Source organism: Bacteroidota bacterium, from assembly GCA_005882315.1.
GTDB lineage: Bacteria > Bacteroidota > Bacteroidia > Chitinophagales > Chitinophagaceae > VBAR01.
The window spans coordinates 323,283-347,764 of sequence record VBAR01000001.1 but is presented as its reverse complement, the minus strand read 5'-3'; the positions used below and the strand labels follow the sequence as shown (position 1 = coordinate 347,764).

Sequence of the window (24,482 nt, the reverse complement as noted above, 5' to 3'; positions counted from 1 at the left end):
TCACGCAAAGACGCAAAGATTTTAATACATAAGACGCAAAGTGATAATTCAAACTCTCTTTGCGTCTTTGCGAGTTCTTTGCGCCTTTGCGTGAAGCCTTTCTTCATCCTCTGTGTGTTTATCTCTCTGTGGTTAAATCTATCAGCACAACAAAATACGGAGAACAATTATCGCAAACCACTCAAGGAAGTATTGAATGATATACAAAAGCAATATGGCATACAAATAAAGTATGACGAAAAAATGGTTGCTGACAAATTTGTGAACTACGCTGACTGGCGATACAGAACAGATGTTGAAGCTACATTGAATAATATTCTTTCATTATTTGATATGAAAGTAAAGAAAGAAAAAGACAAGGTTTATAAGTTGAGCAACTATGAGTACTATCGCTGGAGTCCCGAAGAAGGCTGGGCCGAACTCGATCGTATCGCATCACAATACAAAACAATAGATGAATGGGAAAAAAGAAAAGCAGAACTAAAACCTTGTTTACTCGAAGCATTACAATTAACGCATCTTCCTGCATCGCCCCGCACAGCACCCATCAGAGCCAACTTTAGAAAAATGAATGGCTATACGATTGAAAATTTAGCCATAGAAATATTACCCGGTGTTTGGGTAAATGGTTCTTTATATAAACCGGCAACATATAAAGGAAAAATTCCTGTTGTTTTACATCCACAGGGACATTGGGATAAGCATCGTTATCGAGCCGATTGCCAGTACACATCAGCAGCCATTGCAAAAATGGGAGCGATGATCTTTAATTACGACATGTTTGCCTGGGGGGAGTCAACGCTTCAATTCAAATATGAATTTCATCGTCAGAGTTTAGCAATGACGCTACAGACATTGGCTAGTATCCGCATACTTGATTATCTTTTATCACAAAAAGATGCAGATACGAGTCGAGTAGCAATAGTTGGTGGCAGCGGCGGTGGTACGCATACAGTATTTATGACAGCGCTGGATAAAAGAATAAAAGTTTCTGCACCTGTTGTTAATCTTTCCTCTTATTTCTATGGCGGTTGTCCATGTGAGAGCGGACAGAATGTGCATGGTTGCATGGGCCGTACAGATAATATGGAGATTGCAGCAATGGCTGCACCGCAACCGCAATTAGTAGTGAGTGATGGTGGCGACTGGACAGATCGAATGCCTGAACATGATTTTCCTTATTTGAAAAAAATGTATAGCTGGTATGGAAAGCCTGATAATGTGATAAATGTTCATTTGCCCAACGATAAACATGATTTTGGTTTTAGTAAACGTAAGGCAGTGTATGAGTTCTTTGCAAAATATCTCAGTCTGAATTTAAAACCGATACAAGCGGGAGATGGAAGCATTGTTGATACAAGCATCACACTCGAAGCTGAAAATGCTTTTTATGTTTTTGGTGATAAAGGTGAAAAATTACCAGCTCATGCAGTAAAAGGTTTTGATAACCTTGAAAAGTTATTTGCCGACGAAGTACAAAAAGCGAAGAGTAACCAACGATATAAAATCGGGTTGATTGATTTGATGCTGCTGAAAAGACAAAAGCTCGGTGCTATTACATTAACTGGACAATTAAAAGCAGATGGGGTAGAAGTAGATATGGGTGGTCTCGGTACAAGGCCTACATTCGATAACCAGTTGCTGATTGATTCTGTACGCAACCAGTTCTTAAAGACAGCAAAAGAAAATAATGTCGAAATATTCTCCTTGGCGATGACAGGCTATTATGCTCAATCATTTTGCGGGAGAGAAGAATATAAACGCAGCATTGAAGATTGTATAAAGACCATGAAGCTGATGAATGTAAAAACAGCTTTTCTTCCATTGGGTGTACAATGTGATTTAAAAAAGAAACCCGAAGTAAGAGATTCTGTTATTGCCAGGTTGAAAGTAGCCGGTAAAATGGCACAAGACGCCGGCGTGGTGATTGGCATTGAAACCGCTTTGTCAGCAACTGAAGAAGTAAAGCTGCTGAAAGAAATAAACTCACCTGCTATAAAGATCTATTTTAATTTCTCCAATCCACTGAAAGAAGGAAGGGATTTGATAAGTGAATTAAAAATTTTAGGGAAGGATAGAATTTGTATGATACATGCAACCAACAAAGACAGTGTATGGCTGGAGAACGATCCGCAAATCGATATGTACAAAGTAAAAAAGACGTTGGATGAAATGGGTTATACCGGCTGGCTGGTTATTGAACGCAGCCGCGATGCTAAAAAACCTTCAGATACAAAATATAATTATGGGGCGAATACAATGTATTTGAAGAAAGTGTTTCAGGAGTAAGACTTACCAGCTTTCTTAATACTAAAGAGTCCGGTTGCTGTGATTAAATAATTTAAGTACAAAAAGGCTTACATTTTTACTGGGGGGAATATACTCGTTAAAGAGATTGAGTGTTGACTCATCTTTTGCAAACCTCGACGTCAACTCATCCCATAAAGCAGACCAATTAAGATCTCTTTTATTCTGCAGGGATTCATTAATTATATCAATAAGCGGATCATTAATAGATTTGGTCCCGGTTTTCTTAGAAGCAATAATCTGTACATCCGGGCTGATACTGGCAATACTGATAGCATTATTAGAACCACCGCATGAACCCAATATTGCAAGCTTAACCGATGGAGTGAGTCCTTTTAAAGTATTGCTTAAATGATAACTATGACCACGATGAATTAAAACCGAAGGTTCTTCTGATTGCTGCTTTAAGAAATCAAATAAAGAATCCTGTGCTTTCAGATCCAGCTCCTCTTTATTATCCAATGGCAAATTAGCATAGATGATCACAGGCTCGTCAGATCGGGAACGAATTTTTATCCAGGATGTTCGTTTAGAAATTTCCCATTTACTGGTATCAATAAACAGCTTTTTAAAATTACTGAAGGAGGCAATGCCGTCATCATCTCCGTAAAATAAAACCAGCTGAATGATCTCTGCTTTTTTATTCTGCAACGCTTTTCGTTCCAGTATTTCATAATTCCCAAGTGTTGCCCATAATTTATTGAAGGAATTCTTTTGTCTTACCAGGTCAAGTACCTGCAACAAAATACTATATAACCGCATACCAAAATATTGCTGACCGGATTGGCAACGATGCAGGTTGGAACGTAATTCATTTTGTATCTGATCACTAACCCATGCAACAGAATCCAACCCTGTAAAAGCATCAGCAATATCCATCGCTTTTTCTAATCCTGAATGTGTATCCGTTTCTATTCCGTAAATGAATCGCTTTAATAACTCTGCAGCTTTCTCCTGTGACATACTACTTAAAAAATTTGCCAGCACATTATAATTGGCTGCCATCCGCATAAAAGTTCGGAAATTATCATACTGTACAATGCTGAACAATGAATCCGCTGATTGTCCTTTGAAATGTGCCATCAGCCTTTTATACAAACCGAGATAACTTGATGTATATAATTCATCACCACAACTGGTAATGATATAATAGATATCCTCGGGACGAAGATCTTTTACCGGGGCAAAACGTATTGCATCGGCAGCACTGTGCTGATCATTGATATGGTTCACATAAAACGAAAGAGATTTTTCTTTAACGCCATTACGTATCAGTTGCCGGAAAATATCAGCTGAATTATTTCTTCCCCCAGATTCTTTCAATCTATCTACCATCAATTGAAAGTATTTAGTTACATCCATCCTTATTTTAAGTACTGAATCCGCTGTAATGCCGTTCTCTGCAATTTGTGTTGCAAATGGTAGTAATTCTTTTGCATTTTTATCTCCGGCCAACGCAACAATTTGCTGCAGGTATATATTTTTTGTATGCCGGATATTGTTTTGTAAACCTGAGCTACTTGTTAATTTCAATGGATCATAAACTGCTGCATAGATCATTAAAGAATCAGCATAACGAAACCCCGGTTGATTTTCCAGGAACTGCACAATAAACTCAGGTGTGGAGGCTATACGTTTATATACAGCAATATCATCCAGCAAAGGAAAATCTTTATACTGCCTGAATGCTCTTGCCAGCAATTGACTACGCCGCGGCCCCGGTGCCGTCATCATACCTGTAAATGATCTATGATACATCAATGCTTTCAAAATGTTCTTATAAGATCCTATCGCACCGGGGATATCATAAACATCCATTTTCTGTTTCAAAATATTTTCACCCATCTCATTTAAAAAAAACAGGAGGCTCTGTTCTGCTTTTTCTTTTTCCGCTGCGGGCAATGCTTTATCTGCATATATAAATAAGCGTATGCTATCTACCTGTGATTGAATAAAAGGGGTAAGCCTGCGAACGATAGCAGAATCAATTGAAATAATATTAATGTTATGAAGCAGTTTTTTCTGTTCTTCTTTCAATTGTGTGGCAGGAGATAGTGGCGTTTGTGCAACCATTGAATAAAAAGGTTGCAACAAACAAGACAAACAAAAAAAATAAAAAAATAATTTGCGCATAAAAAAAATTCCACACTGGGTAATTTCAATGGGTATAACCTTTGAAAAACGTGCCAGATTCAATGGCTAAAAGATAACTCACTCAGTTAGCGATTGTTTTACTGTGAGTAAAAAAGATTTGATCGTATATTTTATTTTATTTCCATCTTTTAATCAGGATAAAAAAGAATTTTTTTTACGTAGATTATTTTCCCCATGTTTTTAATTCCCCATCATTATATCGATTTTATTGAAAAAACCATTGATGGGTATATTCACGATAAAAATGTATTGGTATAGAATTTGGAATCTCTACACTGAAAATATTTATGAAAAATTTTACAGGCCACTACAAAGATCATAATTACAAAATTTCATTGTCCTGAACCAACAAAGAAAGATTTGCCTGTGATCCTATCTTCCTACGCATAAGAGTATAAACAATTTTAATAATAATGTAAGACCCTGAAATAGTCAGGTATTTTAATCATCTAAATTTTTTTTATGAAGAAAACATTTCTCTTTGTTCTGTGCTGCTGTGCGATCAATCTTATCTATGCGCAGAACATCGTAAAGGAACATTACACTGTTTCCGGTGGATTACTGGGAGCAGCTAATTTTAGTCAATTCAGGATCACAAACGATAATCCTAACAATATTGACTATGAAACAAAAACAGGCTGGTCCGCCGGGGGATGGGTGAATTTCCCTGTATCAAATAATTTTTCTATTGAGCCGCAGGTAATGCATAGTTCCTACCGGTATCTTACCAACAGTACAGCAAACGTACTTTTGAAAGATGGGAACATCACCTATATCTCCGTGCCTCTTTTATTGAAATTTGGTCTCAGTGATAAATTTGCAATAACAGCCGGACCACAGGTCGACTTCATGTCTAAAGTAAAAAATAATACTGGCAGTACTGCGCAGGAAAATGATTTTAATCAAACCAGTTTTTCAGGTTTTGCGGGATTGGAAATTCTTCCGCATGGAAGAGTGACTCTTTTCGGACGTTATATTCATGGCTTTAGTAATATGAATGAAAAAAATGAAGCTCAGCCACTGGAGTATAAAAACCAAAATATTCAGGCAGGTTTGAAATTAAAATTGTTTGGAAAAAAAGTACCGGCTGATTCTGATGGTGATGGTGTATCTGACCCGAATGATAAATGCCCGAATGTAATTGGTTTAGCAAGATATGATGGTTGCCCGATACCCGATACAGATGGTGATGGTATAAATGATGAATTGGATAAATGTCCCGGCCAGGCAGGTACTGCTAAATATGATGGTTGCCCGATACCCGATACAGATGGTGATGGAATAAATGATGAGTTGGATAAATGTCCTAACCAGGCAGGTACTGCTAAATACAATGGTTGCCCGATACCTGATACAGATGGTGATGGCATAAATGATGAACTGGATAAATGTCCGAGCCAGGCAGGTACTGCTAAATATGATGGTTGCCCTGTTCCTGACAGAGATGGTGATGGTATAAATGATGAACTGGATAAATGCCCTGATGTAGCTGGTATAGCTGCAAATGATGGTTGCCCTGAAACAAAAGGAGAAGTAAGTGATAAGCTCACAAGAGTTGTAAATACAAATGCGCAGAATATTGTTTTCACAGGAACTACAGTAACGCTGATGACAAAATCAAATGCTTCGTTGAATAATATTGTGAAGATCCTGAATGAAAACCCGGATCTGAAAGCAAAAATTGAAGGACATACGGATAATGCAGGTGATGATGCTAAGAATATGACGCTAAGTACTAACCGTGCAGAAGCTGTAAAAACATATTTGGTAAATAAAGGAATAAGTGCCGACAGGATAACAACTGAAGGATTTGGCGAAACAATGCCGATAGCTGATAATACGACTGCTGCAGGACGTACAAAAAATCGCAGAGTGGAAATTAAACTGATGTATTAAAATAATTTTTGCCTAAGACGATTACAAGGAGACTGAATTTCGGTCTCCTTTTTTATGATATTTTGTGAACCAAGAAGCAAGAAAAAACATTTAATCGTCAAGCGTCTTTGCTATTTTCTCAATATTCAGGCTATGCGCCATGGCATCAAAAATCTTTTTATACGTTCCTGCTTTATCATATACTGTTTCATGATCTCCTTGTTCAACTACTTTACCTTTTTCCATTACAATGATTTTATCTGCATCTATAATCTGTGAAATACTATGTGAAATAATGATCACGGTACGGTTTTTCTTTATAGCATCAAGACTATTTTTTATTTGTTCCGTTGCAATCGCATCAAGACTTGCAGTTGGTTCATCGAGAAAAATAATAGAAGGATCTTTTAAAAACAACCGGGCAATAGCTATACGCTGTTGCTGACCACCCGATAAAAGTTTTGCTTCTGATCCATATTGCATCGGTAACTGCATTACCTGGTCATGTATGTATGCCTTACGGGCTGCATCCTGTATCTCTTCTACGGAAGCACCGGGTTTTCCATAACCAATATTTTCAGCAATGCTTCCTTTGAAAATATGGTTCTTTTGCAATACGAGACCTATCTCTTTTCTTAATTCCTTTGTATTATAATCCCTGAGGTTGACTCCATCTAAGAATATTTCACCAGTTGTAGGTTCGTAAAATTTATCAAGCAGGTTAATAAGTGTGCTTTTTCCTGCCCCTGATAAACCCACCAGCGCATTGCTTTTATCTGGTTCGATAGTGACACTTACATTATGCAAAGCCTGTGTACCATTTGGATAGGTGAATGATACATTCCTTATTTCAAAATGACCTTTTATTTTTTCAGGGATATAAGTGCCGGACTCTTCTTTCTCATCACTCGCATTCATAATATCAAAGAAACCTTCAGAATAAACAAGTGCATCATTTACTTCATCATATATGCGGTGCAACTGGCGAATGGGAGCAGATACATTATTAAATAAAAGTATATGGAACATGATAGCACCAACAGTCATATTCCCTTTCAGTACAAAGTAAGCGGTAAGAATAATAATAATCACCACGCCGATCTGTTCAATAAAATTTTTAGCGCCGTCAAAAATAAAACTCAGTTTTCTTGTTTGCATCTGGTTGCCCGTCATCTCAAGCTGGAGTGCATTTTGTTTTTCCGATTCTTCCTTTTCCCGAACAAAAGATTTAATGACGGTAATAGATTCAATAATGCCGATGATACCGCTGCTTTTATTTTCCCTGTACGTTTTCATACGCCGGCGAAACCCGCCTAACTTCTTTGCCTGCAACTGACTGATATAAAAATAAACGGGTATGATACAAAGCCCAACCAGTCCAACATATTTGTTTGCATTGAACATAAGTGCCAGCGCTACCACAGAATTGGCAAACAACGGAAGTATATCAATAAAAAAATTCTGTACCAGCCGTGTAAGACTTTCTATTCCGCGGTCAATACGTGTTTGCAGTTTACCACTTTCATTTTCGGATGAAGTATAGAAAGCCATCCTGTAGCTTAGAACTTTTTCAATTATCTGCTGGGCAAGATCACGGGAAACATAAATACGTAATTTTTCTCCATAAAATTTTTGTCCAAACTGAACAAACGCATTGACCAATTCTTTTGCCAACAGCACAATGCTAATTGTGATCAATAAAGAAAATCCTTCACTCAACGGTTGATTCGCCAAAGCAAGCCCATTGATATGATCTACTGTATAGCGGAGAATAAGTGCATTTACCTGTGCGGCAAAAGAACCGATGGCAGTAAGTATAAGCGTCGCCGTTACAAGTTTTCTGTAAGGTTTTACATAAGGCCAGAGCTGTTTAAATAGACTGCCAATTGTCATACGCTGCAATCTACCTATTAATAAGATTTAAAATAAACGGCAAACATTGTTTCCTAACCAGAAGATATTCTAATTGTTTTTAAATGCTGTAGCAATTCAGCCGACCCAATAAAAATAACCTTACCATTCAGCAGCCGGCAAAGGGAAATAGGAAAATCCTCCATCTTTATAATAAATACACCCCTTTTTCAGCGGCTTACATCGGGCTACATTTAGTTGTATTTTCCGGAAAATTTTCAGGGCCGTTAACAGCCAATTTACGTTCATGATGCGATTGCGATTTTGCCTGCTTCTTTTGTTGGTATTGCCTGCTCTTGCCGGCATTGCCGCCGAACTATGGGTGGCAACCAACGGGCTCGACAGCAATCCCGGCACCAAAGAAAAACCTCTCGCCACAATTTCCGGTGCATTACGCAAAGCAAGAGAGCTTCGGCGGTTGAATGATGCATCGGTGAGCGGGGGTATTCATATCATTTTGCGTGGCGGTGTATATGTGTTGCATGAAACTGTTCTTATTCGTTCAGAAGATGCGGGAAGTGGCGATAGCCCGACTTTTATTGAAGCGGCTGCGGGTGAACAGCCGGTGTTTAGCGGCGGTGTGATGATAAATGGCTGGAAAAAATTATTGTCGCAAAAAACGGGTTTGTCTAACGCGGCGAAAGGAAATGTGTGGGTGTCCGATGTGCCGATGATGAATGGCGAGTTGTTTGAGTTTCGCCAGTTATGGGTGAATGGTGTGAAAGCAGTAAGAGCAAAAAGTGTGAATGGTGATGGGATGCTTCGCATTTTGAATTGGAGTAAAAAAGATGAAAGCTGCTGGATACCGACTCCGCGATTCCCTTTGTTGAATAGTGCGGCGGGTGTTGAATTATTTATTCACCAGTGGTGGGCTATTGCGATGCTGCGTATAAAAAAGATGGAAGTGCATGGCGACAGCACTCAATTATTTTTTCATCAGCCGGAAAGTAAAATACAAAATGAACATCCCTGGCCTGCGCCATGGCTGTCGAAAGAAACAGGCAACTCTGCTTTTTATTTGGTGAATGCTTTACAGTTTTTGGATGAGCCGGGTGAATGGTGGCTCGATGTGGTTAATAGAAAAATTTATTATTGGCCACGTAGCGGTGAAAATTTATCAACTGCTTCTGTTGTTGCTCCTTATTTGGAAACGTTGGTTAAGGTAGAAGGAACGATGGACCGGCGTGTTAAAGATATTTCCTTTAAAGGAATTTCATTTCAGCATAGTGGTTGGTTGCGGCCCTCACATTTTGGCCTTGTGCCTCACCAGGCAGGAATGTATATGACGGAGGCCTATAAACTAAGACCTGCAGGCACGAAAGAAAAACTGGGATTGGATAACCAGGCATGGATAGGACGTCCTGCTGCTGCTGTTGAAATATCCTTTGCAGACGATACCCGTTTCGATAATTGTCGCTTTGAACACCTGGCATCAACCGGGTTGGATTATCATAAAGGTGTTTATGATAATATCGTACAAGGTAACTTGTTTAAAGATATTGGTGGCACGGGATTGTTGGCAGGGGTTTATTCTGACGCCGGGCATGAAATTCATTTGCCTTATAACCCAATAGATGTAAGAGAGGTTTGTGATGCAATGACAATCAGAAATAACTTAGTTACCGATGTTGCAAACGAAGATTGGAGCTGTGTAGGAATAGGAATTGGTTATACCCGATATAGCAGGATTGAGAATAATGAAGTGGAGAATGTTTCTTATAGCGGTATCAGTATGGGTTGGGGTTGGACGGCTGCGGCAAATGCAATGGAAAATAATAGAATTATTGGCAACAAGATCCATCATTACGGCAAACATAATTATGATTGCAGCGGTATTTATACATTGAGTGCACAACCGGGTTCTGTTATCAGCGAAAATTATATTGATAGCATTTATAAGGCTCCATATGCCCACCTGCCTTCGCATTGGTTTTATATATACACTGATGAAGGTTCATCTGGCATTACTGTAAAAAATAACTGGGCTCCTTCGGAAAAGTTTTTGCAAAACGCAAATGGGCCAAATAATGAATGGAGCAATAATGGGCCGATGGTGAATGAAAATGTAAAATTGAATGCAGGAGTGCAGGCTGAGTTTAAATATCTGGCTAAAGAAAAAACTTCTGCAACCGTTAAGCAAGCTATTAATGAAGAACATAGCGAAGTAATTGAATTAATAGTAAAAGAAAATAAATCACTGGATGTTACTAAACTGAAACAATTATTGAATAAAAATAATATTGACAGTTCAGCAGTCTATCAATGGCAAAACCATTATGTGATCTATGCAAAGGTTCAGGATGCCGGGGTAATGCAGGGAAGGCTACAGAATAATTTTCCTGAAGCTGATGTAAAGGTATATCATGATCTATTTTATGAGTACAGCAAGAAAAAACATTGTGCTGATAAATCGGTTGCAAAAGAATGGCAGCATATTTTGCTGACAGCAAATTTGGTAGCTGATAAAAAATTGCAACAGGAATATTTGGATTATCATGCCACGCAATTTGAAAAATGGCCGGATATAGCAAGAGGATTTTGCAATGCAAACTTTCAACAGTTATTATTATTCAGAAACGGAAGACAATTAGTGCTGGTGATCAGTATTCCAAAAGGGGAAAGTTTGGATGCATTAAATCCAAAGACAGTAGAAAATAATCCAAAGATGGTTGAATGGAATAAAATAATGGGTAAATACCAGGAAGGGATTGAGGGGACGAAACCGAATGAAACTTGGGTGTTCTTGCGGCAACTATAAACTATGAATGATGAATTATGAATGAGAAGAAAAACATATTGCGGGATAAGTCATTTGCTTTTGCTGTGAGGATTTACAAACTCAATCAATATTTGGTTGAACAGAAAAAGGAATATGTTTTGAGTAAGCAGATTTTACGGAGCGGCACTTCGATTGGTGCAAATGTGAGGGAAGCTTATAATGCTTCGAGTAAAAGTGATTTTATATATAAATTATCAATTGCTCAAAAAGAAACCGATGAGACAATTTATTGGCTTGAATTGTTGAAGGAAGTAGGTTTACTTAACGAGAAAGAGTTTGAATCAATTCAAGTTGAAGCGTCGGAGTTGTTGAAAATTATCAGAAATAGCATTTTGACAGCAAAGAAAAATAATAGTAAAAAATAATTCATCATTTATCATTCATAATTCATAGTTCAAATCATGTTAAATATTGGAATATTGGGGTTGGGAGAAGGCAGGAGTACTATGTCAGCAGCATTGCAAAGCAAAAAGCTTAAGCTTAAAATGATTTGTGATAAAAGTCTTGAGCTTTGCCGTCAGCGGGCCGATGAATTTAAAGTGTATGAATACACAACAGAATATGAGGATATGCTGAATGATGATGAGATCGACATCATTGCTATTTATACTCCTGACCATTTACATGCAGCTCATATTAAACAAGCATTGCTACATAACAAACATGTTGTTTGCACTAAGCCCTTTATTGACGATCTGAGCAAGGCAAATGAATTATTAGAATTGCAAAAGAAAACAGGCAAAAAAGTTTTTGTTGGGCAGAGCTCAAGATTCTTTGAACCATATAAAAGACAACGAAAAGATTTTGAAGAAGGATTGATCGGTGAACTTATCACAATCGAAAGCCATTATAATGCCGACCACCGTTGGTTTCTTGAAAAAAAATGGGCTTTGGAAAAATCATTTAAATGGTTGTATGGCGGATTAAGTCATCCTGTTGATTTCATCAGGTATTATTTACCCAATATAGAAGAAGTAATGGGTTATGGAATAATAAGTACAAACGGAAAAATAGCCGGCTTGAAGAACGAAGACACAATGCATTTTATCTTTAAATCATCTGAAGGAAGAATAGCAAGAGTAAGTGGAAGTTATACCGGACCGACACAGCCTGTTAAAAGGGATAGCGGCATGACCTGTATATTAAGAGGGACAACAGGAGCCAGCCAGGCGGATTATCATGAACTGCGCTATGCTGTAACCACAAATGATGGCGAAGAAAAAATAATTACCTGGGGTGATAGCACATTAAAGTATTATTTCCGGTTCGAAGGCCAAAGCCATCATGCCGGAGAGTACCAAAATTATTTGGAATACTTTGTTGATTCAATCGAACAAAACTTTACAGCCTATCCTGATATGAAAGAAGGAATCGGAACGATTGCTTTATTGCAGGCAATGGATAAAAGTTTACAAACAGGAATGCCAGTAAAAATAAAAGATATCTTAAACGAATATAAAATAGCATTGTGAAATGATGAGACAATTCATAACCTGCCTGCCGGCAGGCAGGTTCATCATTCATAACTCATCATTCAGGGAATGAATAAAATTTACGATAAACTAACCGGCCTTGACTTTGCCATTGTTGCCATTTACCTGGTGGCTTTGCTGATCATTGGCTATATCGCAAGTTTTAGAAACAAAAAGAAAAACGAAACACTTTTTTTGGCGCAGAACTCACTCAACTGGTACAATATCGGTTTTAACATGTGGGGCACCAATGTAGGCCCATCTTCATTACTGGCATTTGCAAGCATTGGTTATACGGCTGGTATTGTTGGCGGAAATTTTGAATGGTATGCTTTTGTTTTTTTAATGTTACTGGCAATGGTATTTGCGCCAAGATATATTGCAAGCAAAGTTTCCACTATGCCTGAGTTTATGGGCAGGCGGTATGGAAAAAGCACACAGGATATTTTAGCAGGCTATGCACTGATAAAAATATTAATAAGTTGGCTTTCCTTAGGTTTATTCAGTGGTGGTATCCTTGTGCGGCAGATCTTAGGTATTCCCATGTGGCAATCCACCATTGTATTAGTGGCATTCTCTGGTTTATTCACCTTTATGGGCGGATTAAAAGCCATTGCAAGGGTCAATGTTTTTCAAATGATATTGTTGATAGTTGTTTCTCTTACATTAACTTTTTTGGGATTGAAGGAAATTGGTGGAATAAGTGCTTTGATTGATAAAACACCATCAAATTTTTGGAATCTCACAAGGCCTGCTTCTGATCCCGGTTATCCCTGGCATGCAATTTTGTTGGGTTATCCTGTTTCTGCAGTTGCATTTTTTTGTACCGACCAAAGTATGGTTCAAAGTGTATTAGGTGCCCGCAATTTAAAACAAGGTCAGTTAGGAATTAATTTTATCGGATGGTTGAAAGTGCTGGCATTGCCCATGTTTATTTTGCCCGGTATTATTTGTTATGTTTTGTATCCTGAAATTGGCGATGATAAATTAGCCTATATGACCATGGTCACTAATTTATTCCCCACTGGATTAAATGGATTGGTTATTTGTGTGTTGATCGCAGTATTGGTTGCTACCATCGGTTCCTCATTAAATGCGTTGAGTACTGTTTTTACAAAAGATATTTATGTAAATAACATAAATAAAAACGCATCGGTTAAACAGCAGGTTACTGTTGGCCGCATAGTGGTAATTGTAGGTTGTGTATTGGCGGTATTGATGGCGATCGCTTTGGATAATGTAAAGGGAAAAACATTGTTCGATATCTTCCAGTCAATACTCGGTTACTTAGCACCGCCGCTTGCAGTTACTTTTTTGTTGAGCGTATTTTGGAAAGGCACTACAAAGTTGGCCGTAAATTTAATTTTGTCTGCAGGTTCTGCCATCAGTCTTTTTACAGGCATGTTAAACTTATGGATTTTGCCACCCGATAGTGAAACCGGCGAAAATACTTGGTGGCCGCATTATTTTTTAGTCTCTTTTTATTTGTTTGCATTTCTCTTTGTTGCTGCCATTGTAATTTCTTTGGTTGATAAAAATAAAGTGAAGGCAGCCATTGAAGAAAACGAATTACCCAAAACAGATAAGCGAGTAAAAATATTATTTGCCCTGCTGGGTTTAGTCATCTTATCATTATATCTCATTTTCAATTTTCATTAATTATGAAGAAAAATATTTTTGATACCAACTTTATTGCTACTATTAAACTTCTGTTGCGTCGCACTCTTGTACTGCAGGAATTCTATTCAGCTTTTTTTTCACGCAAAGACGCCAAGTTTTTAAATCACAAGACGCAAAGCAATAACTCAAACTTTCTTTGCGTCTTTGCGCATCCTTTGCGCCTTTGCGTGAAGCCTTTGTTTTTCTTATTTATTGCACTTCTTATATCCCAGGCATCTTCATCGCAAACATGGATATGGTATCCCGGCGACTATGAAATATGGCTCAGCAATCAAATGCAAAACCGGAGAACAGACCGAGGAACATTTTTCCCTGTATTCTGGAAAGTGGATAGCCATTATCCATTGATGGATTTTCATAAAGTGTTTGATTTAAAAGAACAGGAAGAAGTTTCCATTTATGCAGAAGGGCAGTATAATGTTAAGCTCGACGGAAAACCATTGGAAGGAACACCTACTAAAATAATGGTGCCTGCGGGCAAACATAAAATAAACATCAAAGTATTTTGCCAGCAGGCAGTGCCTTCTGTTTATGTAAAAGGGAAAACAATAGTAAGTGATGGTACATGGCTCACCACATTCGAAGACAAAGAATGGATCGATGAAACAGGAAAAACCTCAGATATATCAGCCACGAAATGGCTCAATGCGGGTTATTGGAATTTCAGCAGGCCACAGCAACCACCATCAAAATTCAAGTTGCCTGTTACAGCACTAAAAGCAGTAAGCAAGCAGGTGAATAGTAATTCTATACTGGTTGACTTTGGCAAAGAAACATTTGGGTTTATCAAACTGCATGGATTAAAAGGGAAAGGGAATATCACTATTTATTATGGCGAAAGCAAAGAAGAAGCATTAAGTAAGGATGGGGCAGTAACAGTCGACTGGCTGACTATTAATAATACAGTAGCCAAAGATTCGGTAATGCCCTTATCAAAAGCATTTCGTTATATAAATATTGTGAGAGACGGTGCAGTTCATTTCGATGATGTTTCCATGTTGTATGAGTATGCTGATATAAAGGACAAAGGAAGCTTTACCTGCAACGATGAAGAAATTAATAAGATCTATGATATCGCTAAATACACCTTGCATTTAAGTACAAGGGAATTTTTTATTGATGGTATTAAACGTGACCGCTGGGTGTGGAGTGGGGATGCCTATCAAAGCTATTTGATGAATTATTACCTGATGAACGATAATCGTACAGTAACAAGTACTATGTATGCATTGCGGGGTAAAGACCCGGTTACTGCTCATATCAACACGATCATGGACTATACTTTTTATTGGTTCCTCGGTATCTATGATTATTATCTCTACTCAGGCGATAAAACTTTTATCCAACAGAATTATGATAGAATGAAAAGCCTGATGGATTATGTTATGGGAAGAAGAAACAGTGATGGTTTACTGCAGGGATTACCCGGCGACTGGATATTTATCGATTGGGCAGCAGGCCTAAGTAAAAAAGGAGAAGTAAGTTTTGAACAATTATTATTTGCAAGAAGCCTTGAAACAATGGCACTTTGTGCCGATATTGTAAATGACAAACAAGGCGCAACACAATACAAGACTCTGTCAACAGATATCCGCAAAAAATTATTTGATATTTATTGGAACGAACAGAAACAAGCATTGGTTCACAGTCGTGTGGATGGAAAGCAAACAGATAATGTGACCCGCTATTCAAATATGTTCGCCATTTTCTTTGATTATTTTAATGAACAGCAGAAGCAAGCTGTAAAAAAATCAGTCTTGCTGAATAATAATATTCAAAAGATCACCACACCTTATATGCGGTTCTATGAACTCGAAGCATTATGTGCAATGGGTGAGCAGAATTATGTATTGGGAGAAATGAAAGATTACTGGGGCGGTATGTTGAAATTAGGGGCCACCAGTTTCTGGGAGGAATACAACCCCGAAAAGAAAGGAGCAGAGCATTATGCTATGTACGGAAGAGAATTTGGAAAAAGCTTATGTCATGCATGGGGTGCCAGCCCGATTTATTTATTAGGTAAATATTATCTCGGCATAAAACCTACTTCACCTGGCTATGCTACTTATGTTGTCGAACCAAATCTAGGAGGTTTGCAATGGATGCAGGGGAAAGTTCCTACACCCAATAATAATATTGAACTTTATGTGAGTAAGGAGCAGGTTAAAATAAAAGGTGCTTCGGGTACAGGCACTTTAAGAATAAAAAGTAAAACACAGCCATCAGGAAAAAATATTAATACTCTGGCAAAAGGAAATGATATTTATGAAATAACTATTCAGCCTGGAGTTGAATATATTATAAACTACAGCGCAAAATAAAAATTCATGAAACGAAGTATAGTGATATTGGTAATTGTTTTTGCGTTCTTGCATAGCCCTGCGCAAAACAGTTTGGTGAACACCTCACAAAGCCCGCATGCTAAACTGAATAGTGTAGGATTGAGTGATGTGCATTGGACAAAAGGTTTCTGGGCGGAACGTTTTGCAGTGTGCCGTGATGCAATGGTGCCGCAACTTTGGCAGACATATACAAGCAAAGACATGTGCTATTCATTTCAGAATTTCAGAATAGCAGCAGGATTAGATACCGGCCGTTTCCGCGGGCCATCATTTCATGACGGTGATTTTTATAAAACACTTGAGGCAGTAGCTGCTATGTATGCATCAACAAAAGATAAAAAACTAGATGCATGGATGGATGAGGCAATTGCTGTAATTGGTAAGGCGCAGAAAGATGACGGATATATTTATACTAAGTCAATCATTGAGCAAAAGAAATCAGGACAGGCAAAAATGTTTGATGATAAACTGAGTTTTGAAGCCTACAACTTTGGCCACCTGATGACGGCCGCCTGTGTACATCATGCAGCTACAGGAAAAACAAGTTTATTGAACATTGCAAAAAAAGCTGCTGACTTCCTGATCGGTTTTTATAACACAGCTACCCCTGAGCAGGCAAGAAATGCTATTTGTCCTTCACACTATATGGGATTGGCAGAGTTATACAGGGCAACAAAAGAAGAAAAATACTTAACCCTTGTAAAAAAACTGATTGATATAAGGGGGGTGAGTGAAGGCAGTGATGATAACAGTGACCGACTTCCTTTTCGACAGATGAAAGAAGTAAATGGTCATGCTGTAAGAGCTAATTATTTATTCGCAGGTGTTGCTGATGTGTATGCGGAAACAGGAGATACTACATTATTAAATACATTGGATTTGATGTGGGATGATGTGGTGAATCATAAAATGTATATCACTGGTGGTTGCGGTGCTTTGTATGATGGATTATCATTGGAAGGGTTATCATATAAACCGGATGAAATACAAAAAATTCAACAGGCTTATGGAAAGGATTACCAGTTGCCGAATATGACTGCACATAATGAAACCTGTGCTAATATTGGTAACGTATTGTGGAACTGGCGAATGTTTTTGTTAACCGGTGAATCAAAATATGCCGACATCGTAGAGCTTGAATTATATAATAGTGTACTGAGTGGTGTAAGTATTGATGGTACAAAATATTTTTATACAAATCCGCTGGCTGCATCAAAAGACTATCCTTATGATTTGCGATGGAGCGGAGGAAGGCAACCATATATCAGCAAGAGTAATTGTTGTCCGCCAAATACAGTAAGAACAATTGCGGAAATAAGTAACTATATGTACAGCATCGGTGAAAAAGGATTGTATATAAATATGTATGGCGGAAATGTACTGAGCACCGAACTGCATGACAGTACGAAAATAAAACTTGAGCAAACAACCAATTATCCATGGGATGGTAAGATTGTAATTACGATTAAAGAATCAACAACTAGACCTGTAAATATTTATTTGCGAATTCCGGGCTGGGCTAAAGGATATAGTTTGAAAATCCAGAATTCATTTCCTAGAGTAAGAGATACAGAAAACGGATATGTGATCGCTGGCAGAAAATGGAATGCGGGTGATAAGATTGAATTGAATTTTGAAATGCCTGCAACACTAATTGAGAGTAATCCGCTGGTAGAAGAAACAAAAAACCAGGTAACAGTTAAAAGGGGACCCGTTGTGTATTGTCTCGAATCTGCAGATTTAACCAATCAAAATATTTTTGATGTAGTGATTCCTTCTTCAATAAAGTTGCAGCCTATGCCAATGAAAATTGGCAATGGAGAAATAATGGCGTTGACTGGTGAAGCAAAGATGTTGCAGAATAGTAACTGGAAAAATAAATTGTATAGGGAAGTAAATACAAATTTGAAACCTATTAATGTAAAACTGATACCCTATTATGCGTGGGCTAATCGTGGTAAAACTGATATGACGGTTTGGATGCCGCTAATGAGATAAGAAATGGAAAGGATCACAGCAACATATTATATCGAAACTCCCTTTGCTCCTGAAAAAGCAGCAGCAGTTCTTGCAGGGGAACAATCATCCGGCACATTTGTAGCAGTACCGGGAGAAACAGAAGAACTGAAGCAACGGTTTGCTGCAAGAGTCGAGTCTGTTGAATTGCTAGAAACAGTTAATGAACCTGCTATCCCAGGTGCTTCAAGTAAAGATGGAAAGTATTATCGTGCAATCGTCAAGGTGTCATGGAGCCTAGAAAATTTTGGTTACAATCTTCCTGTAATGGTTTCAACATTGCAGGGAAATTTATACGAGATAACCCAATTCACCGGTTTGAAACTTATGGATATTGATTTGCCTGTTTCATTCGGTAAACATTATACAGGTCCGGCATTTGGTATTGATGGTTGTAGAAAATTAACAGGAGTAAACGACAGACCTTTGATTGGAACAATTATTAAACCATCAATTGGTCTTACAGTTCGCCAAACAGCGGATATAGTAAAGACATTAGCTGAAGCAGGGATTGATTTTATAAAAGATGATGAGTTGCTTTCTTCATCTTCTAATTCCAATTTCAATGAGAGGATTGATGTTGTGATGAATGTGATAAATACACAGGCTGATAAAACAGGGAAGAAAGTGATGTATGCATTTAATATCAGCGGTGAAGTTGATGAGATGCTGCAACGATATGAAAAGATCGTAAATAGTGGCGGTACTTGTGCGATGGTTAGTATCAACAGTGTTGGTTTATCTGCAACAAAAAAGATCTGTGATCAAAAGCAATTAGCTATTCACGGCCATCGAAATGGCTGGGGAATGCTAACAAGGCATCCATTGTTAGGAATTGATTTTAAAGCCTATCAAAAATTGTGGAGACTTGCTGGCGTTGACCAATTGCATGTAAACGGTATTCAAAATAAATTCTGGGAGAGTGATGATAGTGTGGTGAATTCTATCGAAGCTTGTCTTGCTAAAATGTATGATCACAAAACAATATTACCGGTTGTATCATCAGGTCAGTGGGGTGGGCAGGCATTTGAAACTTACAGAAGAACAAAAACGATTGATTTATTATATATGGCGGGTGGTGGTATCATGGCGCATCCGATGGGAGCAGCGGCAGGAGTTATAGCATTGCAGCAGGCCTGGAAAGCTGCCGTTGATGGATTGAGTTTAGATGATGCTGCAAAGATGTATCCCGAGTTTTCTAAATCAGTTGAAAAATTCGGAAAGAAGTAATTGAAAAAAGAGAATAACATATTACTCGCTTTTTATGGTGATGATTTTACCGGCTCAACTGATGCGCTGGAATTCATTAGTCGTGCGGGAGCAAAGACTGTATTGTTTACTGAACCTCCAACTGCAGAGCAATTAAAATCTTTTCCTGGTTTGGATGCATATGGAGTTGCAGGAAAAACAAGAGCATTGTCGCCAACAGAGATGGAAGAAATATTGCTTCCTGCATTTGAACAAATGAAAACAATAGGAGCAAAACATATACATTATAAAGTTTGTTCAACATTTGATTCATCACCAACTATCGGAAGTATTGGAAGAGCAATTGATTGCGGAGCAAATGTTTTTAATAACAAACCGATTCCGGTTTTGGGTGGTATGCCTGCGTTAGGAAGGTATTGTGTGTTTGGAAACCTGTTTGCAAGAATGGGTATCGGCAGTAATGGAAAAATTTATCGAATCGATAAACATCCTTCCATGAGTAAACACCCTGTAACGCCAATGAATGAAGGTGATTTAAGAATTCACTTAGGAAAACAAACAAATAAAAACATCGGCTTGATTGATAACGTGCAGCAGAAAACAAAGAAAAAAGAATGGCTTGACAATATTTCTGATGAGGAAGTAGTATTACTTGATACGACGAATGAAGATGAATTGCTCAAAATTGGTGAATGGTTGAATACACAACAAAAAAAGCATGGTCAGCTATTTTCAGTTGGTGGCTCCGGAATTGAAATGGCTTTGGGTAACTACTGGAATAAAACAAGAGTATTGAAGCCAATAACTAAATGGAAGAAGATTCATAAGGCAGAACCACTATTAGTTATTTCAGGAAGCTGCTCACCCGTTACTGCTGGACAAATAGCTTATGCTAAAGCAAATGATTTTGAAGAAGTGATTATCGATGCCGTAAAGATTTGTAACGATGGTTTGATTGATGAAAGTGCAATGAAGAAGATAAATAAACTATTGGATCAACGAAAAAGTCTAATAGTTCATACAGGAGAAAAGCAAACACAAAATCTTTCTTCTGAAAAATTAGGAACAGCTTTGGGTACTATTGCAAAAGATGCCGTAATAACTAGAGGAGTAAAAAGAGTTGTGATTGCCGGGGGAGATACGAGTAGTTATGCAGCAAGAGCAATGGAGATAGATGCAGTGGAAATGATTGCTTCATTAGTGATTGGTGCTCCATTATGCAAAGCATATTCAAAAAATAAAAAGATAAATGGACTGGAAGTAAATTTTAAAGGCGGACAGGTGGGGGTAGAGGATTATTTTGAAGTAATGGCGAATGGACAATTAGGAATTATGAATGATGAATTACTCCGGTGAATTACTCCGGTGACTTGCTCCGGGCTTTAGCCCGGAGAAGAAGATGAATAGAGTTACAGAACGCACAAGTGAGACCTTCTTCCACTGGAAGAAGCTAGACAACAGGCGATGATAGTAGCAATGCAGTTAATAACATAAAAATTAAAACATTCAATAAAAGACATGCCACAAAAAACATTAGGGTTGGTTCATACATCAGCAACATTAGTTCCGGTGTTTGCAGAATTGTGCAGCAAATATTTGCCGCATGTAAAAACTTTCAACATCGTAGATGATAGCTTGATAAAAAATACAATTGCATGTGGTGAGTTAACTCCAGACACATCAAGAAGGGTGGTGAACTATGCGGGCTCGGCAGAAGATGCAGGCGCAGATTTTATTTTATTCACCTGTTCATCGATCGGACCGGCAGTGGAAGCAGCAGCGATGTTGACCAAAGTACCTGTATTGCGGGTAGACCAGCCAATGGCAGACCAGGCAGTACAATTAGGAAAACGGATCGGCGTGATTGCAACATTACCGACAACATTGGAGCCAACAAGTGATTTGGTGAAACGCAGAGCCGCAGCAGCAGGAAAAGAAATTGTGCTAGTAAGTAAATTATGCGAAGGTGCATTTGAGGCATTGATGAGTGGCGATGCAGCGACACACGATAAAAAAGTAGGCGATGCATTAAAACAATTATCAACCGAAGTGGATGTGATTGTGTTGGCGCAGGCGAGCATGGCAAGAGTAGTCGACACATTGAGTGAAGCAGAGAAAAAAGTCCCGATACTCGCAAGCCCGGCAATTGCCATACAACATTTGGCCACCATATTATAATGCATGAAAAATTTAAGTAAGATAAGTTTATGGATATGCGGATTGGCATTAGCGATAATGCTTATTGGTATTTTTATAAACGAATCTTCTTTATACAAACCTTTTGCACTGGTAGCTGCGATAAGTTTGGCAATCGGATTGGGTGCAGTTCCTTCATTCAAAGGGTATCAATACACAGCATGGATAATAAGTGCAGTGGTGGCGGGAATGATCTTTCCCGAGGCATTTAAAAACTGGGGTGGTGTTAATCTGCGTGACAAAACATTAATACTTGTCATTATTCAACTCGTTATGTTCGGTATGGGTACACATATGAGTTTAAAAGATTTCAGTGGGCTTGCATCAACAGGCAAAGGTGTGATGGTAGGATTGTTTTGTCATTTCTCTATTATGCCGCTGATGGGTTTGTTACTCACGAAAGCTTTTTCATTTGAACCCGAGATCGCCGCAGGTATAATCTTAATTGGCAGTTGCAGCAGCGGATTGGCAAGTAATGTAATGGTGTACCTGGCAAAAGCAAACCTGGTGTTATCAGTTATCGTGACAGCAATGGCAACAATGGTAGCACCATTTTTAACACCGCTATTAATGAAAACATTAGCAGGTACTTTAATAGAAGTAAAGTTTGTAGATATGATGATTGAGATCGTAAAAATTGTATTGGTGCCAATCGGCGCTGCTTTATTACACGATTACCTGAAAAGAGCAACATCAACTCAAAAAAAAACAGTATATATAATATGTGCAGTAGCAATCGCCTGGTTATTCACCGTAATTTTATTTTTACAAAACCTTTCTGACAAAGCATTACAGCAATCAATAACTCTCTCTGGTTTTTTCGCAGGCGCAGTAATTGTTGGTGTGTTGTATAATTTTTTGCATCGCCGCTTTCCAAAATTGGATAGCATTATGCCGCTCATTTCAATGTTTGGTATAATTTATTTTACAACTGTTACAACTGCTGCGGGCCGTGAAAACCTGATGAAGGTTGGCGTATTATTATTTATTGCATCTGTTATTCATAATGCAGCAGGATATTTTTTTGGTTACTGGCTCAGTCGTTTTTTTGGAATGGATATTAACTCGAGCCGTACAATTGCTTTTGAAGTTGGATTGCAGAATGGCGGTATGGCGTCGGGCATTGCGGGCAGTATGGGCAAACTAGGCACGGTTGGTTTGGCGGCCGCGGTTTTTAGTCCGTGGATGAATATCAGTGGAAGTATTTTGGCGAATTACTGGAGACGAAAACCAGCGAAGGATAACACAACATTAAAACTTACCGAAGCATGAAATATTTTATTTTCCTCGCATTTGCAATTACCTGCTGTAATAATTCTTTTGCACAGATTGATTACGCAAAACAAATGGCTGCTACCATTATGATCCAGTACAAAGATTCAATGGTGGTTAAAAAATATGCAAGTCATTTAGAGCAAGATAAATTGCCGGAAGGCAACAGACCTGCAAATTGGAATTATGAAATTGGGGTTGTACTGATGGGTTTTGAACGTCTTGGTAAAATGACTGGTGACAAAACCTATATGGATTACACCAAACATATCGTTGACCATTTTATAAATGCTGACGGATCTATCAGAACTTATGTGATGGATGAGTATAACAGTGATTTTATTCCACCGGGTCGTCAATTGCTGCACCTGCATGAAATAACAAAAGAAGAAAAATATAAAAAGGCTGCTGAGATCCTACGTAATCAAATTTCATGGCAACCGAGAAACAAGGTTGGCGGTTTTTGGCATAAATTAAAATATCCAACGCAAATGTGGCTCGATGGTTTATACATGATAGAGCCATTTTATGCAGAGTATGGTGTTGTAAATAAACAATCAAAAGATTTCAATGATATTATCAACCAGTTTGTTTGGATGGAAAAATATAGCCGTGATGCAAAAACAGGTTTGCTCTATCATGGTTGGGATGAAAGTAAACTGCAACGATGGGCAAATCCGCAAACAGGTTTATCACCCGAGTTCTGGAGCCGCAGTATGGGTTGGTATATGATGGCGTTGGTGGATGTGCTGGATTTTATTCCAACCAATCATCCACGCAGGAATGAGTTAATTAATATTCTCACTCGCTTGTCAACGGCGTTGATAAAATTTCAGGATACAAAATCAGGAGTATGGTGGCAAGTAACTGATAAAGCTTATAAAGAAAAAAATTATCTCGAGTCATCAGGTACTGCCATGTTTGTATTTGCATTGGCAAAAGCAGTGCGGTTAAAATATATTCCGCAGTCATTTAATTCTGCTTTGCAAAAAGCATATAATGGAATGATAAAAGAATTTGTAACCAAAGATGCCGACGGCAAGTATCATTATATACAGGCGGTAGCTGGTGCGGGGCTTGGCGGCATACCATATCGTGATGGCACTTATGAATATTATGTAAATGAACCCAGACGGGATGATGATTTAAAAGCGATCGGACCTTTTATGCAGGCATGTATTGAAATGGAGTTGTTGAAGAAGAAGTAATAAAATTATTTTACAAGCTTAAGTACTACTATGAAGCTTTTGTTGCGACGCTCCGTTCAGG

Annotated in this window: 15 protein-coding genes and 1 pseudogene; 14 read left to right on the top strand and 2 right to left on the bottom strand. The window is 38.2% G+C overall.

Going from position 1 to position 24,482, the window contains the following annotated elements; all coding sequences use genetic code 11:
- The first annotated feature begins 90 nt into the window (after window positions 1-90).
- Together E6H07_01335 and E6H07_01330 are read left to right on the top strand one after the other, a co-directional pair.
- Window positions 91-1,467 (top strand): annotated as a pseudogene (locus tag E6H07_01335) (acetylxylan esterase).
- Between the two features lie 57 nt (window positions 1,468-1,524).
- A complete protein-coding gene (locus tag E6H07_01330; protein TMI66433.1) occupies window positions 1,525-2,289 on the top strand; it encodes a sugar phosphate isomerase/epimerase in 765 nt (254 codons plus the stop codon).
- A gap of 21 nt (window positions 2,290-2,310) precedes the next feature.
- Here E6H07_01330 and E6H07_01325 read toward each other — a convergent pair whose 3' ends face one another.
- Window positions 2,311-4,380: a hypothetical protein gene (locus E6H07_01325; GenBank protein TMI64588.1), complete on the bottom strand. Its 2,070-nt coding sequence runs from the start codon at window positions 4,378-4,380 to the stop codon at window positions 2,311-2,313.
- 543 nt (window positions 4,381-4,923) lie between these two features.
- Between E6H07_01325 and E6H07_01320 the strand changes: the two genes are divergently transcribed.
- Entirely contained in the window at window positions 4,924-6,357 is a 1,434-nt protein-coding gene (locus E6H07_01320; GenBank protein TMI64587.1) for an OmpA family protein, read from the top strand.
- Between the two features lie 90 nt (window positions 6,358-6,447).
- Here E6H07_01320 and E6H07_01315 read toward each other — a convergent pair whose 3' ends face one another.
- Window positions 6,448-8,229: an ABC transporter ATP-binding protein gene (locus E6H07_01315; protein ID TMI64586.1), complete on the bottom strand. Its 1,782-nt coding sequence runs from the start codon at window positions 8,227-8,229 to the stop codon at window positions 6,448-6,450.
- Between the two features lie 265 nt (window positions 8,230-8,494).
- Here E6H07_01315 and E6H07_01310 point away from each other — a divergent pair, with 265 nt between their 5' ends.
- The 11 genes from E6H07_01310 to E6H07_01260 all read left to right on the top strand — a co-directional run bounded on the left by E6H07_01310 (window position 8,495) and on the right by E6H07_01260 (window position 24,421).
- Window positions 8,495-11,005: an L-rhamnose mutarotase gene (locus E6H07_01310; GenBank protein ID TMI64585.1), complete on the top strand. Its 2,511-nt coding sequence runs from the start codon at window positions 8,495-8,497 to the stop codon at window positions 11,003-11,005.
- Window positions 11,006-11,019: 14 nt separating this feature from the next.
- Window positions 11,020-11,391 carry a four helix bundle protein gene (locus tag E6H07_01305; GenBank protein ID TMI64584.1) on the top strand — a complete coding sequence of 124 codons (372 nt, stop codon included), beginning with the start codon at window positions 11,020-11,022 and terminating at the stop codon, window positions 11,389-11,391.
- A 36-nt stretch (window positions 11,392-11,427) separates the two neighbouring features.
- Window positions 11,428-12,498, top strand: a complete 1,071-nt coding sequence (locus tag E6H07_01300) for a Gfo/Idh/MocA family oxidoreductase (protein TMI64583.1) — start codon at window positions 11,428-11,430, stop codon at window positions 12,496-12,498.
- A gap of 69 nt (window positions 12,499-12,567) precedes the next feature.
- Window positions 12,568-14,157 carry a sodium/solute symporter gene (locus E6H07_01295; GenBank protein TMI64582.1) on the top strand — a complete coding sequence of 530 codons (1,590 nt, stop codon included), beginning with the start codon at window positions 12,568-12,570 and terminating at the stop codon, window positions 14,155-14,157.
- A 2-nt stretch (window positions 14,158-14,159) separates the two neighbouring features.
- Window positions 14,160-16,499, top strand: coding sequence for an alpha-rhamnosidase (locus E6H07_01290; protein TMI64581.1), 2,340 nt, complete (start codon window positions 14,160-14,162; stop codon window positions 16,497-16,499).
- 6 nt (window positions 16,500-16,505) lie between these two features.
- Window positions 16,506-18,518 (top strand): glycoside hydrolase family 127 protein, encoded by a 2,013-nt coding sequence (locus tag E6H07_01285; GenBank protein ID TMI64580.1) that lies wholly within the window; start codon window positions 16,506-16,508, stop codon window positions 18,516-18,518.
- Between the two features lie 3 nt (window positions 18,519-18,521).
- A complete protein-coding gene (locus E6H07_01280; protein TMI64579.1) occupies window positions 18,522-19,766 on the top strand; it encodes a ribulose 1,5-bisphosphate carboxylase in 1,245 nt (414 codons plus the stop codon).
- The gene (locus E6H07_01275) at window positions 19,767-21,101 is read left to right on the top strand and encodes a four-carbon acid sugar kinase family protein (protein ID TMI64578.1); all 1,335 of its coding nucleotides are present in this window, start codon (window positions 19,767-19,769) and stop codon (window positions 21,099-21,101) included.
- A gap of 162 nt (window positions 21,102-21,263) precedes the next feature.
- The gene (locus E6H07_01270; GenBank protein ID TMI64577.1) at window positions 21,264-21,923 is read left to right on the top strand and encodes an aspartate/glutamate racemase family protein; all 660 of its coding nucleotides are present in this window, start codon (window positions 21,264-21,266) and stop codon (window positions 21,921-21,923) included.
- A 3-nt stretch (window positions 21,924-21,926) separates the two neighbouring features.
- Window positions 21,927-23,213 (top strand): bile acid:sodium symporter family protein, encoded by a 1,287-nt coding sequence (locus E6H07_01265; protein ID TMI64576.1) that lies wholly within the window; start codon window positions 21,927-21,929, stop codon window positions 23,211-23,213.
- On the top strand, window positions 23,210-24,421 hold the full coding sequence (locus E6H07_01260) for a glycosyl hydrolase family 88 (protein ID TMI64575.1): 1,212 nt from the start codon (window positions 23,210-23,212) through the stop codon (window positions 24,419-24,421). Before E6H07_01265 ends, E6H07_01260 begins: the two co-directional genes overlap by 4 nt.
- Window positions 24,422-24,482 lie beyond the last annotated feature (61 nt).

What these genes read in the sequence shown, in the direction of transcription:
- E6H07_01310 (TMI64585.1), top strand. Translation starts at nt 8,495, where the DNA reads ATGATGCGATTGCGATTTTGCCTGCTTCTTTTGTTGGTATTGCCTGCT.
- E6H07_01265 (TMI64576.1), top strand. Translation starts at nt 21,927, where the DNA reads ATGAAAAATTTAAGTAAGATAAGTTTATGGATATGCGGATTGGCATTA.
- E6H07_01285 (TMI64580.1), top strand. Translation starts at nt 16,506, where the DNA reads ATGAAACGAAGTATAGTGATATTGGTAATTGTTTTTGCGTTCTTGCAT.
- E6H07_01325 (TMI64588.1), bottom strand. Translation starts at nt 4,380, where the DNA reads ATGGTTGCACAAACGCCACTATCTCCTGCCACACAATTGAAAGAAGAA.
- E6H07_01330 (TMI66433.1), top strand. Translation starts at nt 1,525, where the DNA reads ATGCTGCTGAAAAGACAAAAGCTCGGTGCTATTACATTAACTGGACAA.
- E6H07_01260 (TMI64575.1), top strand. Translation starts at nt 23,210, where the DNA reads ATGAAATATTTTATTTTCCTCGCATTTGCAATTACCTGCTGTAATAAT.
- E6H07_01315 (TMI64586.1), bottom strand. Translation starts at nt 8,229, where the DNA reads ATGACAATTGGCAGTCTATTTAAACAGCTCTGGCCTTATGTAAAACCT.
- E6H07_01280 (TMI64579.1), top strand. Translation starts at nt 18,522, where the DNA reads ATGGAAAGGATCACAGCAACATATTATATCGAAACTCCCTTTGCTCCT.
- E6H07_01320 (TMI64587.1), top strand. Translation starts at nt 4,924, where the DNA reads ATGAAGAAAACATTTCTCTTTGTTCTGTGCTGCTGTGCGATCAATCTT.
- E6H07_01270 (TMI64577.1), top strand. Translation starts at nt 21,264, where the DNA reads ATGCCACAAAAAACATTAGGGTTGGTTCATACATCAGCAACATTAGTT.
- E6H07_01300 (TMI64583.1), top strand. Translation starts at nt 11,428, where the DNA reads ATGTTAAATATTGGAATATTGGGGTTGGGAGAAGGCAGGAGTACTATG.
- E6H07_01295 (TMI64582.1), top strand. Translation starts at nt 12,568, where the DNA reads ATGAATAAAATTTACGATAAACTAACCGGCCTTGACTTTGCCATTGTT.
- E6H07_01290 (TMI64581.1), top strand. Translation starts at nt 14,160, where the DNA reads ATGAAGAAAAATATTTTTGATACCAACTTTATTGCTACTATTAAACTT.